General features: G+C 70.1%; 9 protein-coding genes. All 9 read left to right on the forward strand.

Translation table 11 applies throughout. The annotated features are described in order from the left end of the window. Positions 1–1,894, forward strand: a 1,894-nt coding sequence (locus ACFY0F_RS09670) for an alpha/beta fold hydrolase (RefSeq protein ID WP_388791236.1), incomplete at its 5' end; no start/stop codon positions are given. A gap of 136 nt (positions 1,895–2,030) precedes the next feature. Then, the gene (locus ACFY0F_RS09675) at positions 2,031–2,837 is read left to right on the forward strand and encodes a proline hydroxylase (RefSeq protein WP_388791238.1); all 807 of its coding nucleotides are present in this window, start codon (positions 2,031–2,033) and stop codon (positions 2,835–2,837) included. Between the two features lie 23 nt (positions 2,838–2,860). Next, on the forward strand, positions 2,861–3,931 hold the full coding sequence (locus ACFY0F_RS09680; protein ID WP_388791240.1) for an ornithine cyclodeaminase family protein: 1,071 nt from the start codon (positions 2,861–2,863) through the stop codon (positions 3,929–3,931). Positions 3,932–3,951: 20 nt separating this feature from the next. Further along, positions 3,952–9,051: an amino acid adenylation domain-containing protein gene (locus tag ACFY0F_RS09685; protein ID WP_388791242.1), complete on the forward strand. Its 5,100-nt coding sequence runs from the start codon at positions 3,952–3,954 to the stop codon at positions 9,049–9,051. Positions 9,052–9,542: 491 nt separating this feature from the next. Next, a complete protein-coding gene (locus tag ACFY0F_RS09690) occupies positions 9,543–9,758 on the forward strand; it encodes an MbtH family protein (RefSeq protein WP_388791244.1) in 216 nt (71 codons plus the stop codon). Positions 9,759–9,829: 71 nt separating this feature from the next. After that, positions 9,830–10,921: a 4-hydroxyphenylpyruvate dioxygenase gene (gene hppD / locus ACFY0F_RS09695; protein WP_388791245.1), complete on the forward strand. Its 1,092-nt coding sequence runs from the start codon at positions 9,830–9,832 to the stop codon at positions 10,919–10,921. Between the two features lie 14 nt (positions 10,922–10,935). Then, a complete protein-coding gene (locus tag ACFY0F_RS09700; protein ID WP_388791357.1) occupies positions 10,936–12,060 on the forward strand; it encodes an alpha-hydroxy acid oxidase in 1,125 nt (374 codons plus the stop codon). Continuing rightward, positions 12,057–13,439 carry a PLP-dependent aminotransferase family protein gene (locus ACFY0F_RS09705; RefSeq protein WP_388791247.1) on the forward strand — a complete coding sequence of 461 codons (1,383 nt, stop codon included), beginning with the start codon at positions 12,057–12,059 and terminating at the stop codon, positions 13,437–13,439. The genes ACFY0F_RS09700 and ACFY0F_RS09705 overlap by 4 nt, the downstream gene beginning before the upstream one ends. Then, on the forward strand, positions 13,432–14,919 hold the full coding sequence (locus ACFY0F_RS09710; RefSeq protein WP_388791249.1) for an amino acid adenylation domain-containing protein: 1,488 nt from the start codon (positions 13,432–13,434) through the stop codon (positions 14,917–14,919). Before ACFY0F_RS09705 ends, ACFY0F_RS09710 begins: the two co-directional genes overlap by 8 nt. Positions 14,920–15,143 lie beyond the last annotated feature (224 nt).

Consider the following 15,143-nt stretch of genomic DNA (forward strand, 5'->3'; position numbering starts at 1 on the left):
GTACGCGGACTACGCGTTGTGGCAGCGGGAGTTGCTGGATCAGGTCGGTGAGGAGCAGCTGGCGTTCTGGCGTGAGGCTTTGAAGGGCGCGCCGGAGGAGTTGGCGTTGCCGTACGACCGGCCGCGGCCCGCGGTGGCCTCGTTCACCGGTGACTCGGTGACGCTCTCAGCCGGAGCGGACGTGCAGCGGGGGCTCGAAGAGTTGGCCCGACGTTCGGGCAGCACCTTGTTCATGGCCGCCCAGGCGGTGACCGCAGTTCTGCTGAACAGGATCGGCGGTGGCACGGACATCGTGTTGGGCACGCCGGTGGCTGGTCGTTCGGACGAGGCGCTGGATGATCTGGTCGGGTTCTTCGTGAACACCGTCGTGCTGCGCACCGACCTCTCCGGTGACCCCACGTTCGAGGAACTGCTGGGGCGGGTGCGTGCCACCGACCTGACAGCCTTCTCCCACCAGGACGTGCCGTTCGAGCAGGTCGTCGAGGCCGTCAACCCGCGACGCAACCTCGCCCGTAATCCGTTGTTCCAGGTGATGTACAGCTTCCTCGAGGAAGGCACGGACGGTTCCGTCGTCGAGTTGTCGCCGATGACCGGTGTGCTGGACGGGGTGGAGCTGAAGCAGTCCAAGTTCGATGCGCACTTCACGTTCACCGCACGGCGGAACCGTGAGGGGGAAGCGCTCGGGCTCGACATCCAGGTCGAGTACGCGACGGCGCTCTTCGACCGGTCGACCATGACGTTGATCGGGCAGGCGCTGACCGGCCTGCTCAAACGGGTGGTGAATGATCCGTCGGCACGGATCGGCGCACTCGAACTCCCCGCTGCCGACGCTCTGGCCGCGCGGTCCGGTCTCGCCTCCGTGGCGACCGACTCGCCGTCCGTCCCGGACGCGCAGGCCGGCGATCGGTACCACGAGGTGCTGCTGGGGCTGTTCCGGGAACTGTTGCACGACGAGGAGATCGGCCCGGGCGAGGACTTCTTCGACCTGGGCGGCCACTCCCTGCTGGCCGCGCATCTGATCGCCCGGATCCGCGAGGAGATCGGAGCGGAGATCTCGATCCGAGAGCTGTTTGAGGCCCCGACCGTCATCGGACTGGCCCAGGCCATCGCCACGGGCAGCGGCAACCACGGGGGAGTGACCGGTGCGCTTGCGCCCTTGCTGCCCCTGCGGTCCGGAGGTTCCGGCGCACCCCTGTTCTGCGTGCACCCCGTGGCGGGCATCGGCTGGGTCTACTCCGGCCTGCTGCGCCACCTCGGTCCCGACCGGCCGGTCTACGCCTTGCAGGCTCGCGGGCTCACCGACCCGGACGGCATGCCGGCCTCACTGTCAGAGCTGGTGGCGGACTACGTCCGGCAGATCCGGACGGTCCGTCCCGAGGGCCCGTACCACTTGTTGGGCTGGTCCTTCGGCGGCGTGGTAGCCCAGGCGGCGGCGACCGAGCTGCAACGTGCCGGTGCCGAGGTGGCCTCGCTCACCCTGCTGGACAGCTATCCGCCGGACCCCGCGCACGCGTCGACTGAGCGGTTCGACCACGACGACCCGCGTGCGGCCGCGGAGCTGGCCAGGTCACTGGGCGTCGAACCCGGTGCGCCCGACGGCCCGCTCGCTGATCTGACGGCGTCGCAGCACGAGGCGGTGCTCCACGTGTTCATCGACAACTGCGCCCTGATGGGGCAGGTGGACCCGGCCCACTTCGACGGGGATGTGCTGTTTTTCGCCGCCACCGAGGACAAGCCGGCCGACGCGACCCGTCCCGAGGCCTGGCAGCCCTGGGTGACGGGCGAGCTGGTGGTCCACCCGGTTGCCAGTACGCACGGGGCGATGGCGGACCGCGCCGCACTGGATGCCATCGGACCGGTCCTCGAGAAATGGCTTCGGGAGCGCGGTGCATAGCAGATTCCAGACAACGGGATTGGACATGAGCGCCAAGTCCCTGTGATCCGCTTCGACTTGCACGGCGACGACCGAGGGCGCCCTGCCGGAGTCGCGTCCGGTGGTGTCCTTACGACCTCTCACCAAGGGATACCCCATGTCTGCCATGATGCCGACCCCAGTCCTCGACGAAGCGATGTTCGGACCGGAGACGGCCCGGGAAGGGGAGCTCCGGGACGCTGTGCACCGGCTGGCCGCCGGCACGTGCGCGATCGTCCGGGTGCCCGGCCTGCTGTCAGGCGACCTTGCCGACCTCACAGCGCAGCTCGAACAGACGGACTTCGAGCCCTACGACGAACAGCGGCTCGACCCGCCGATCCTGAAATTCGGGCCTGCGGTCTACGACTATTACACGCAGGGCCAGGTCCAGGAGGCCTACTGGGAGAAGGCGGAGCTGTCCAGGAAAGCCGTCCGGGAGGTTTACGGGGGAAACGATCCGACCGCTGCCGTCCTGCGTCGGTTGAACACCGAGTTCGGGATTCCGGTGCGTCCTGCGACCGTCGGCGGGAGGCCGCTTCATGTGGGAATCCTGCGCGAGTTCACCACAGGATCGAAAATCCACTACGACGAGGTGGTGCGGGAGTTTCCGGGCCGGCTCGACGATCAGCCCATCGTGCAACTGGCCTTCAATCTGCACATCACCGTCGCCGACCAGGGCGGCGCCCTGAGTGTCTGGCGCCACCGCTGGGTACCGGCCGACGACGCCCGCAGGGACGGCTACGGGTGGGCGCCCGAGGTTGTCGCCGATGTGCCTTCGGCCACGGCACTGGCCGCAGCCGGCGACGGTGTCTTCTTCGACTGCCGGAACTTCCATCAGGTACAGGACTTCAAGGGCGGCCGCCGGATCACCCTGTCCTTCTTCATGGGATTCACGATGAACGGTGAATTGATCGTCTGGTCCTGAACGCCCTAGTCGAGGGGAATGCGATGAACACCCTGCTCATTACCCAGGAAGACATAGACCGGATCATCGACAGGGTCGGCCGCGATGCCCTGATGGGCCGGGTGATCGACCGGCTTGCCGAGGGGTTGGCCGCCGTCCACCGGGGGGCCCGCGAACTCTCACCCCTCCGAGGCGGCTTCGCGCGCAGCCAGCCGGTGCCCGGGATCATCGAGTGGATGCCACACCGGGAAGGCGGTGACAGCACCACCATCAAGACGGTCGCATACAGTCCGGGCAACCCCGGCCACTTCGGGCTGCCCACCATCATCGGCACCGTTGCCCGCTACGACGACATCACCGGCCGCCTGACCGCGATGTGCGACGGCATCGTGCTCACAGCCATCCGCACCGGAGCCGCCTCGGCCCTCGCCAGCCGTGCCCTCGCCCACCCCGAGAGCCGAACCGTCGGCTTGATCGGCACCGGTGCCCAGTCGGTCACCCAGCTGCACGCCCTCAGCCTCTGCTTCCCGCTGGAAACGGTGCTGGCGTGGGACATCAACGCCAAGCACCTGGACACCTTCGCCGAGCGTGTCTCCTTCCTCGGCCTCGACGTGCGCGTGGCGCCCCCCGAAGAGATCGTCCGCCAGGCGGACATCATCACCACCGCCACCTCCGTCGAGGCCGGCCAGGGGCCCGTGCTTCCGGACGCCGGAGCACGTGAGCACCTGCACATCAACGCGGTCGGTGCTGACCTGATCGGCAAGACCGAGCTGCCCAAGAGCCTGCTCGACCGGGCGCTGGTGTGCCCGGACCACCCGCAGCAGGCGCTGCGTGAAGGTGAGAGCCAGCAGCTGAAGGCGGACCGGCTCGGCCCGTCACTGGCCCAGCTCGTCACCGAGCCGGCCTCCGTGGCCGACGCCCGCGGCCGGCTGACCGTGTTCGACTCGACCGGCATCGCCCTCGAAGACCATCTTGCCCTCGACGTCTTCATCCAGTCCGCGAACGATCTCGGCCTCGGCACCCGGGTCGACCTGGAGTTCCGGCCGTCCGATGCCATCGACCCGTACTCGCCGCACATCGGTTCGGCGCGGCTCGTGGAGCAGCACGCCTCGTGAACCCTCACCCGACATCATCCGTGCGGACGCCGGCCAGTCTCTTCGAGGCCCAGGCAGCGCGCACCCCCGAGACCATCGCCCTCGAGTTCGAAGACCTGGAGCTCGACTACGCCGAGCTCAACAGGCAGGCAAACCGCCTGGCGCACCACCTCATCGCCCAGGGCGTCGGCCCCGAGCGGGTCGTCGCCCTCGCGATGCCGCGATGCGAACAGCTCATCGTCTCGCTCCTCGCGGTGCTCAAGGCGGGCGGCGCCTACCTCCCTCTGGACATGGATTACCCGCCGGATCGTATCCGGCTCCTGCTCGGGAATTCCGGTGCGGGCTGGGTACTGACCATCGGCACCTACCTGGACGGAATGCTCGGCGATGAGCACGGGGCGGCGGCCAGCACACCGGAACGGATCGACCTGACCGACGAGGCTGTCCGCCGGATGGTGTCGGACTGCCCGGCGGAGAACCCCACCGACGCAGACCGGACCACCTCTCTCCACGGAACCAATCCGGCATACATCGTCCACACCTCCGGTTCCACCGGAGTCCCCAAAGGCGTTGCCATGCCCGTCAGCGGCGTCGTCAACCTGCTGACCTGGCACGCCGACGCCATGCCCGTCGTCTCGGGTGGACGCACCGCGCAGTTCACGGCCATCGGCTTCGACTTCTCCGTCCAGGAGATCCTCGCCACGCTGGTCACCGGCCGCACCCTGGTGCTGCCCACCGACGAACTGCGGCGCGACGTGGCCGCGTTCGTGGACTGGCTCGACGAGCAGAAGATCAGCGAGATCTATGCCAGCGCGGCCGCGATCGACACCGTGCTGGCCGTGGCCGAAGACCGCGGCAGTGACCTGCCGGCCCTCCAGGACGTCCTGCAGGGCGGCGAAGCGCTGATCATCGATGGCCGCATCCGCGAGGCCGCGGCCCGTTCGGCCTTCCGCCTGCACAACATCTACGGACCGGCCGAGGCACCCTACGCCACGACCAAATCGCTTGTCGGCGACCCGGCCGGATGGCCCACCACCGTGCCGATCGGCACCACCATCACCAACGTCCGGGTCCACATCCTCGACGCCGACCTGAACGCCGTACCCCCGGGTGAGCAGGGCGAACTGTACATCGCCGGTGATCTGGTGGCGCGAGGCTACTGGAATCGCCCGGACCTGACCGCGCAGCGCTTCGTAGCCGATCCGTACGGACCCGCCGGCTCACGCATGTACCGCTCCGGCGACCTCGCCCGCCGGCGGCCGGACGGCGAGCTGGAGTTCCTTGGACGGGCTGACGACCAGGTCAAGATCCGGGGCTTCCGCGTGGAACCAGGAGAGGTCGAGGCCGCGCTGCTGAGCCACCCGGGCGTCACCCAGGCCGCGGTCGTGGCCCGCGAGGGAGCAGCCGGCGGCATCCGGCTGATCGGCTACACGACCGGCCGAGCCCAAGCCGCCGAGCTGACCGACCACCTGGGCCACAGGCTCCCGGCCCACATGGTCCCGAGCGCATTCGTGGCCATGGAGACCTTCCCCCTCACCCCAAACGGCAAGCTCGACCGCAAGGCCCTCCCGGACCCAGATCCGGTCACCGCTCCATGGGGACGCGCCCCGCGCGACACCCGCGAGGAGACTCTCTGCGCCACGTTCGCCGAGGTGCTCGGCCTGCCCGGGGTCACCATCGACGACAACTTCTTCGAACTGGGCGGCCAGTCCCTGCTCGCCACCCGGCTGGTGAGCCGGGTACGCCGCTCATTGGGCGCGGAGTTGGCCGTCCGTGACCTCTTCCGGCATCCGACAGTCGCCGAGCTGGCCCAGTTGCTGGACGAGTTGGGCGCCGTGCGTCCCGAACTGCGGTCCGTGCCGCGTCCCGATCCGCTTCCGCTGTCGTTCGCCCAGCGTCGGCTGTGGTTCCTGGACAGGCTGGAAGGGCGCTCGGCCACATACAACCTGCCCTTTGTGCTCCGGTTGGCCGGCGAGCTGGACCGCGGCGCGCTGCGGCAGGCGCTCACGGACGTGGTCGGCCGTCATGAGTCCCTGCGGACGGTGTTCCGGGAGGTGGACGGTGAGCCGGCCCAGGTTATTCTTGACGCGGGTGCCGTCAAGGTCGACCTCCCGGTGCGTGAGATCACTTCCGACGGTCTGGACGGGGCAGTACGGAAGTCGGGGCTGCGCCCCTTCGATCTGGCGGCCGCGATCCCATTGCGCGCGGAGCTGTTCGACCTGGGCCGGAACGCCTCAGGTGAGCAGGAACACGCCTTGCTGCTGACGATGCACCACATCGCCAGTGACGGCTGGTCCATGGGGCCGCTCGGCCGGGATCTCTCCACTGCCTACACGGCGCGCGCCGAGGGGCGTGCTCCCCAGTGGGACCAACTGCCCGCCCAGTACGCCGACTACACGCTCTGGCAGCGGGACCTCCTCGGTGACCCCGCCGACGAACACTCCCGGACAGCCCGGCAACTCGCCTACTGGCGGCAGACCCTGGCCGGTGCCCCCGAGGAGCTGGCACTGCCCTTCGACCGCCCCCGTCCCGCCGTGGCGAGTTACCGTGGGGAGCGCCTGTCGACACACATCGGCCGCGAGCTCCACCAGCGCATCGAGCAGCTTGCACAGCAGACCGGCACCACGGTGTTCATGGTGCTCCAGGCCGCTCTCACCGCCCTGCTGTCCAAGCTCTCCGCCTGTGAGGACATCCTCCTGGGCAGCGCGACCGCCGGGCGCACCGACGAGGCCCTGAACGGCCTCAACGGCTTCTTCGTCAACACCCTTGCACTGCGGGTCGACACCTCGGGCAGACCGGCTTTCAGGGAGCTGATCGACCGCGTACGCGAAACCGTCCTGGCCGCGCTCTCCCACCAGGACGTGCCCTTCGACCAGGTCGTGGAGGCAGTCAACCCGGCCCGCAGCCTGGCCAGGCACCCGCTGTTCCAGGTCATGCTCGTCATGCAGGCCGCCGGCGGACACCGCATCGACATTCCCGGCCTTTCGGCCGAACTCACCGAGGTGGCCACCGGGACCGCCAAGTTCGACCTGCTCTTCAGCTTCACCGAGCACCATGCCGACGCCGCGGGCCACGGGTCCGACAGCCCGGCGACCGGCTGCGCGGGCATCGACGGCACCGTCGAGTACGCCACTGACCTTTTCGACGCCGAGGGAGCTCAAGCAATCATCGACCGCTTCCTGCGGCTCCTGGAAGCTGTGGTGACCGACCCCGGCCGGTCGGTCACCGCCATCGACCTGCTGACCGAGGACGAGCACCGGTCGGTGATCTCCGAGTGGAACGCGACGGGCCGCGAACTGCCCTCGGCCACCCTGCCGGAGCTGCTCCAGTCCCGCGCCGAGTCGGCGCCGGACGGCATCGCCGTGATCGCGGGAGAGACGGAGATCAGTTACGCGGAACTGCACGGGCGCGCGAACCGGCTGGCCCGCGCACTGGTCGCCCGCGGGGTCGGCCCCGAGGACCACGTTGCCGTCGCGCTGCCCCGCTCCGCGGAGCTGACAGTCGCCATGCTGGCGGTCCTGAAAGCGGGCGCCGCTTACCTGCCGGTCGACCCGGCATACCCGGCCGACCGGATCGCGTACATGCTGGCGGACGCCGAACCCGCGCTGGTGATCACCACAACGGCGCTCGCGGAGGCCGGTGCCGGCCGCGCGGCACTCGTACTCGACAGCCCCGAAGGCCGGGCCGAGACGGCGGCACAACCGGACATCGCCCTCAGCCGGCGGGAGCTGGTCTCCCCGCTGCTGCCCGAGAGCCCGTCGTACGTCGTCTACACCTCGGGATCCACCGGCCGCCCCAAGGGCGTGGTCATGACCTGTCTCGCCCTGGTCAACCTGCTCCGCTGGAACGCCGAGGCGATCGAGAGTGCGCCCGGCGACCGGGTGGCCCAGTTCAGCGCCATCGGCTTCGACGCATCGGAGCACGAGATCCTTTCCGCCCTGCTCAACGGCAAGACCGTGTGCGTGCCCGACGAGGAGACGCGGCTGAACCCCCGTCTCCTGGCCGAATGGGTGGACCGGCTGGGGATCTCCGAGCTGTTCGCCCCTGATCTGGTGGTCAACGCCGTGTACGAGGCGGCGGACGCACAGTCGCTCGAGGCATCCGGACTGCAGCACGTGATGCAGGCCGGCGAGGCACTCCAACTGACCGAGGCGGTACGGAAGTTCCACGCGGCACGTCCCGGCGCAAGGCTCCACAACCACTACGGGCCCTCCGAGACCCATGTGGTGACCGCCTACACGCTGCCCGCCGGCCTCGACGCCTGGCCACCCACGGCCACCGCCCCGATCGGCAAGCCCATCTGGAACACCCGCACCTACATCCTCGACGGCGAGCTGCGACCGGTTCCCGTCGGCGTCCCCGGTGAGCTGTACCTGGCCGGCTCCTGCCTGGCCCGCGGTTACCTCAAGCGCGCCGGTCTGACGGCCGAGCGGTTCGTCGCCGACCCCTTCGGCCCGCCCGGGTCGCGCATGTACCGCTCGGGCGACCTGGTCCGCTGGAACGGCGACGGCGACATCGAGTTCCTCGGCCGTGTCGACGACCAGGTGAAGATCCGCGGTGTCCGGATCGAACCCGGAGAGATCCAGGCGGTTCTGGCGCAACACCCGGCCGTGGGGGCGGCGGCCGTCATCGTGCGCGAGGACCGGCCCGGCCAGAAGCAGTTGGTCGCCTATGCCGTTCCGGCCCGGGGGAGCGAACTGCCGCACCCGTCCGAACTGCGCGCGCACATGTCCGCGTTCCTCCCGGGCCACATGCTGCCGGCGTCCTACGTGACCATGGACCGGCTGCCGCTGACCGGCAACGGGAAGCTGGACCGCAGGGCACTGCCCGCGCCGGACCACTCTCGCCTGCTCTCCGGCCGGCCGGCACGGAACCGACGCGAGGAGCAGCTGTGCGCTGTGTTCGCCGAGATCCTCCAGATCCCAGACGTGGGCATCGACGACAACTTCTTCGACCTGGGCGGTCATTCGTTGCTGGCCACGCGACTGGTGAACCGCATCAGGTCGACGCTGAGCCTGGAACTGACGATCCGCACGGTTTTCGAGTCGCCCACCGTCGCCGGGCTGGCCGTGCACCTCGGTGAGGCCAGAAGCGCGCGACCGGTGCTGAGCAGGAGACCGAGGCAGGCGGAAGGAGCGTGATTCCGTGGTCGTTCGCCCGGCGTCGCCGAGGCCGAGGCGGCCCGGCTCACCTTCCTTCAGACGGAGGCGACTGTGCGTCCGCGCCGCACAACAGGTAATTACCGAAAACTCAGGTCCGGTATACCGGTCGTACGGGCGGTGCGACCGGAATTCCGGCCTGCCCGTAAAACGGCTCACGGTGTTTTTTCGGTGCCCCTCGGCGAGTGTTGACAGGCTTATTCCCCGGCAATAGCGTCGGTTTCATCAATTTTTTCACCTACGTAAGTGTCCCTCGCGGCCACTGGCTGCCCGCCACCCGGCTGGTGAACCGGGTGCGCAAGCCGGCCGGGAGCGGACATGACGCTGCAGGCCCTGTCGTAGGCCCCCACAGTGCTTGGGCCCGTCCTGTGCTGCGCTGCCACGCAACCCGCTGAACCAACCGCCGCCCCGACAGGAGTGGACGGACACAGGTGCGCTCGGCCCCAGGGCCGACGCCGACCAATGGAGTGAGCATGAGCAACCCGTTCGAGGACCCGGAAGCCCAGTACCTGGTGCTGGTCAACCACGAGGGACAGCACTCGCTGTGGCCGCTGTTCGCAGCCGTACCCCTCGGGTGGAGCACCGCATACGGCCCCGCGGCCCGGCAGGAGTGCCTGGACTACGTGACCACCAACTGGACGGACCTGCGTCCGCGCAGTCTCGCGGCCCAGATGGACAAGTCCGCCTGACCCGTCGGCAGTCGCCACGAGCAGCGAGGGGTACGGGGATGACCGAGGCGCGGGAACTTTTCTTCGACGACATGACCACTGACGACTACAGCAACTTCGACGCGATGAGCGTCGACCATGTCGAGCTCTACGTCAGAGACCTGACGGCGAGCACCGACTGGCTTGTGGACCAGTACGGGTTCACGGTGACGGCCGACAACGAGCGTGAGGCGGCCAGGGCCGGAGCCCGCTCGACGCTGCTCGACCAGGGCCGGATACGCATCGTGCTCACCGAGGGGCTGGACGAGACTCACCCGGCCTCGGTGTACGTCGCACGGCACGGCGACGGGGTCGGCAACATCGCATTGGGTGTCTCCGACGTGGCCGCCGCCTTCGCCGCCGCGGTGCGGCGCGGTGCCCGCCCGGTGGCGGAAGCGCGCACCCTCGACGGCGCGGTGTCCGCGACGATCGTCGGCTTCGGCGATGTGCACCACACGTTCGTGCCTCGCCGCGACGAGGCCGCCGACGATCCGGGCGCTCTGCCGGGGCTGAGCCCGGTGCCCGGTCGCACCCCCCCGGTCGACCCGCGGCTGACCGCCGTCGACCACTTCGCGGTCTGCCTGGAGGCCGGGACGCTGGATGCGACCGTCGACCACTACGTACGGGTCCTCGGCTTCTCGATGATCTTCGAGGAGGACATCGTGGTCGGTGCCCAGGCGATGATCTCCAAGGTGGTGCAGAGCGCCTCCGGCTCGGTCACGCTCACCCTGATCGAGCCCGACACCACCCGCCAGCCGGGGCAGATCGACTCCTTCCTGAAGAACCACGGCGGGGACGGCGTGCAGCACGTCGCCTTCAACACCGACGACATCATCCGTTCGGTGGCGCTGATGAAGGAGGCGGGGGTCGGCTTCCTGGACACCCCCGACACCTACTACCAGCTGCTCGCCCGGCGGGTGGCGGTGCAGCGGCATTCCGTCGAAGAGCTGCGCGAGCACGACGTGCTGATGGACGAGGACCACGACGGTCAGCTCTTCCAGATCTTCACCCGTTCGGTGCACCCCCGCCGGACCCTCTTCATGGAGGTCATCGAGCGCTCCGGCGCCCGCACCTTCGGCTCCAACAACATCAAGGCGCTCTACGAGGCCGTCGAGTTGCAGCGCGCCACCGGGACGCACACGTGACGGTGAGCGACACCATGGCCCCCGTGACCGCGCCGCCGGTCGGGCTGGACGACGTGGAGCGGCTCGCAGCCACCTGCGTGCCGCCCGACGTCTGGGACTTCGTCCAGGGCGGCAGCGGAAGCGAGCTGACCCTGCGCGCCAACCGGGCCGCGCTGGATGCGGTCGCACTCGTGCCCCAGGTACTGCGGGGCAGCGCAGCCGCCGCCACCGCGACCAGCCTGTTGTCCACCCCGGCAGGAATGCCGGTCGCGATCGCCCCCATGGCGTACCACCAACTACTCCACCCGCAGGGCGAGACGGCCACGGCGCGGGCGGCCCGCGCCGTCGGCGTACCGTTCACGGTCGGCATGCTCAGCAGCCGCACGCTGGAGGAGATCGCCGGGACGGGGGCCCACACCTGGTTCCAGCTGTACTGGTTGGCCGACCGCGGGCGGATGCTCGACCTGATACGGCGCGCCGAGGCGGCCGGCTGCCGGGCTCTGATGGTCACCGTCGACGTGCCCATCATGGGCAGGCGGCTGCGCGACCTGCGCAACGCCTTCGCGCTGCCCGCCCATGTCCGCGCGGTCAACATGGACCCCGCCTCGACGCAGGCCCACGCGCGCACGGCCGGCACCTCGGCGGTGGCCGAGCACACCCGGGCCGCCTTCGACCCGTCGGCGAGCTGGCAGGACCTGGAGTGGCTGCGCGCACAGAGCCGGCTCCCACTCGTCGTCAAGGGCGTGCTGGACGGTGCGGACGCGGCCCGGGCCGTGTCCTGCGGCGTGGACGCGGTGGTCGTGTCCAATCACGGCGGGCGCCAGTTCGACGGGGCGCCGGCGAGCGTCACCGTGCTCCCGGAGGTACGGGAGGCGGTCGGTGACCGTGCCGAGGTGCTGCTGGACAGCGGGATCCGCAGCGGTACCGACATCCTGCGGGCCCTGGCCCTCGGTGCGTCCGGCGTCCTGGTGGGCCGGCCGGTGCTGTGGGGCCTCGCCCTGGACGGCGCGACCGGCGTGGAGCAGGTGCTGTCGCTGCTGCGCACCGAGCTCGCCGACGGCCTGACGCTGCTCGGCTGTCAGGAGGTCGGTGCGGCCGCACGGGTGCGCGCCCTGCCGGGTCCACGGCCCTTACCGCCTTCAGGAGTGAGGTACCCATGACCGCCGATGCGATCACCGCCTCCGTCGGCCCGCCGGGTGCGGACCCGGACGCGGCCTGTCCGCCCGTCGCGGACCTGCACACCGCCGACCTGCACACCGCGCTCGAGGACCCGGCGCTGTCCTCGATGAACCTCCTCAACGAGATCGCCCAGCAGTACCCCGAGGCGATCCCGTTCGCCGCCGGACGGCCCAGCGAGTCGTTCTTCGACATCGAGGACGTGCACGACCACCTGCGGGCGTACACCGGGTACCTGGCCGGCGAGCGCGGGCTGAGCCCCTCCGAGATCCGGCGCACGCTCTACCAGTACGGGCGGACCAAGGGCATCGTGCACGAACTGGTGGCGCGCAACCTGGCCGTGGACGAGGGGATCGGGTGCGATCCCGAGGCGATCGTCGTCACGGTGGGCTGCCAGGAGGCCATGTATCTGGTGCTGCGTGCGCTGCGCGCCGACCCCCGGGACGTGCTGCTCGCCGTGGCGCCGACCTACGTCGGTCTCACCGGGGCGGCCCGCCTGGTCGACCTGCCCGTGCTGCCGGTGGCCGGCGGCGCCGAAGGGGTGGACCTGGACGACCTGCGTGCCGTGCTCGACCGGGCCCGCCGGGACGGTCTGCGGCCCCGCGCCTGCTACGTGATGCCCGACTTCGCCAACCCGTCCGGGCTGAGCCTGAGCCAGGAGACACGGCTTCGGCTGCTGCGGCTGGCCCGGGAGGAAGAGCTGTTGCTGCTGGAGGACAATCCGTACGGGATCTTCCTCGGGCCGGGTCAGCAGCGGGTGCCCACGCTGAAGGCGCTGGACGAGCACCGCAAGGTCGTCTACCTGGGGTCCTTCGCGAAGACGGCGCTGCCGGGGGCCAGAGTGGGCTATCTGGTGGCCGATCAGCTGGTCGCGGACGCCCAGGGAGGGGTCGGGCTCCTCGCCGACCAGCTCTCGAAGATCAAGAGCATGCTCACGGTGAACACCTCGCCGATCGCCCAGGCCGTCGTGGGCGGCAAGCTCGTCCGCCACGACGCGAGCCTGGTCGCCGCGAACGTCCGCGAACGCGAGTCCTACAGCCGCAACCTCGAGCAGATCCTCGACGGGCTCGACCGGCGGCTTCCAGGTGCCGCAGAGCTGGGCGTGACCTGGAACGTCCCGACGGGTGGCTTCTTCGTGGTGCTCACCCTTCCCTTCACCGCCGACGACGCGCTGCTGGAGCTCTCCGCCCGCCGCTACGGGGTCCTGTGGACGCCGATGAGCCACTTCTACGACGGCGCCGGCGGCGAACACCAACTGCGGCTGTCCGTCAGTGCGGTGACTACCGAACAGATCGACATCGGGCTGGACCGACTGGCTGCCCTCATCACGGACCGGATCGCCACGGGAGTGGACCATGCTTGACCTGAATGAGCGTTTGGCGAAGGTTGTCGCTGGATTCCCGGACCGGCTGGCGGTGTGGAGCGGCTCGGAGCGTCTGACCTACGTGGAGCTGGACGCGGCGGTGGAGCGGGCCGCCGACGTGCTGGCGGGCGTGGGCGTGGGGCCGGGCGCCCGGGTAGCGCTGCGGTTGGACCCTTCTCCGGAACTGCTGGTGGTGCTGCTGGCGGTGTTGCGGACCGGCGCGGCGTACGTGCCGTTGGACCCTTCGGGTCCCGCGCGGCGTGCGGAGCTCATCCTGGATGACGCGCGGCCGATGGCGATCGTCGAGGCCGGCGGCGACGGTGTGCCGGTGGGCGCGTCGGCGCGGGTGCGGGTGCTGGACGAGGGCTCGCGGAGCGAGTTGCCGGCGGATCCGGTGGAGCGGACGGCGTACATCATCTACACGTCGGGGACGACGGGGGTGCCCAAGGGCGTCCCGGTCTCGCACCGGAACGTGGCGGCGCTCTTCGACGCGACCGAGGACCTGTACGACTTCGGGGAAGAGGACCGGTGGCTGCTGTTCCACGCGGTCACCTTCGACGTCTCCGTGTGGGAGATGTGGGGGGCGCTCCTGCACGGCGCCGCGCTGTGCGTCCCCGACCGCTGGACCGTGATCGACCCGCCGACCGTGGCCAGGCTGATCGTCGACGAGGGGATCACCGTCCTCAGCCAGACCCCCACCGCTTTCACCGCGGTCTCCCCCGAACTGCTGCGCCTGGAGGGATGGCACCGCCTGCGCTACGTGGTCTTCGCGGGCGAGCGGCTGATCCCGGCGACGCTGCGGAGATGGGCGGAGCAGGTGGGGCTGGAGCGGGTGGCTCTGATCAACATGTACGGGATCACCGAGGTCACCGTGCACGCCACGTTCCACCGGGTGACGGAGCGGGATCTGGCCGGCACGGAGTCCGTGGTGGGTGCTCCGCTGCCGGGCTTCGTGTCTCTGGTGGCGGACGAGGAGGGCCGTCCGGCCGAGCGGGGAGAGCTGCTGCTGGCGGGCCCGCAGGTGGTGGAGGGGTATCTGCGGCGGCCCGAGCTGAACGAGGCCAGGTTCGTCGAGGTGGACGGCCGGGTGCACTACCGCAGTGGTGACGTCGTGGCCGTCGGCGAGGACGGGCTCCTGCGGTACGTCGGGCGGATCGACGACCAGGTCAAGGTGCGGGGCTTCCGTATCGAGCTGGGTGAGGTGGAGCAGGCTCTCGCCGCGGTTCCCGGCGTCGCTGCCGCCTGCGCGCTGACCCTCGCCGACGCCGACGGCCTGGTGCTCGCGGCCGCCTACAGCCCCGCCGAGGGCACGGAGACGACGACCCGGGCGGTACGCGCCGCACTGCGCAAGACGCTGCCCGCCTACATGGTGCCGAGCAGGCTGGAAAAGGTCGCGGCGCTGCCCCGCACCCCCAACGGCAAGGTCGACCGCGCCGAACTGCGTGCCACGGCCTGGGGACAGCGGAACGACCAGCCCTGACCTGAACGAGCGTGCTCTCGCGCCATCCTCGACAGCGCCATGGGACCGGCCGCGACGTACGCACCGGACTGCGGGCGCGCTGCCGGTCCACAGGTGCGGCCAAGTCGACCAGGTCGCGGGGCTGCCCGCACCGCCCGACGGCAGAACCCGCCGTGCCGCACCCGAGCACCGCCTCGGACACTCCGCCCGACCGGCGTTCCGAACCAACCGAGCGACATCTCTGG

This window comes from Streptomyces sp. NPDC001544 (assembly GCF_042894285.1).
In the GTDB taxonomy this organism is placed as follows: domain Bacteria; phylum Actinomycetota; class Actinomycetes; order Streptomycetales; family Streptomycetaceae; genus Streptomyces.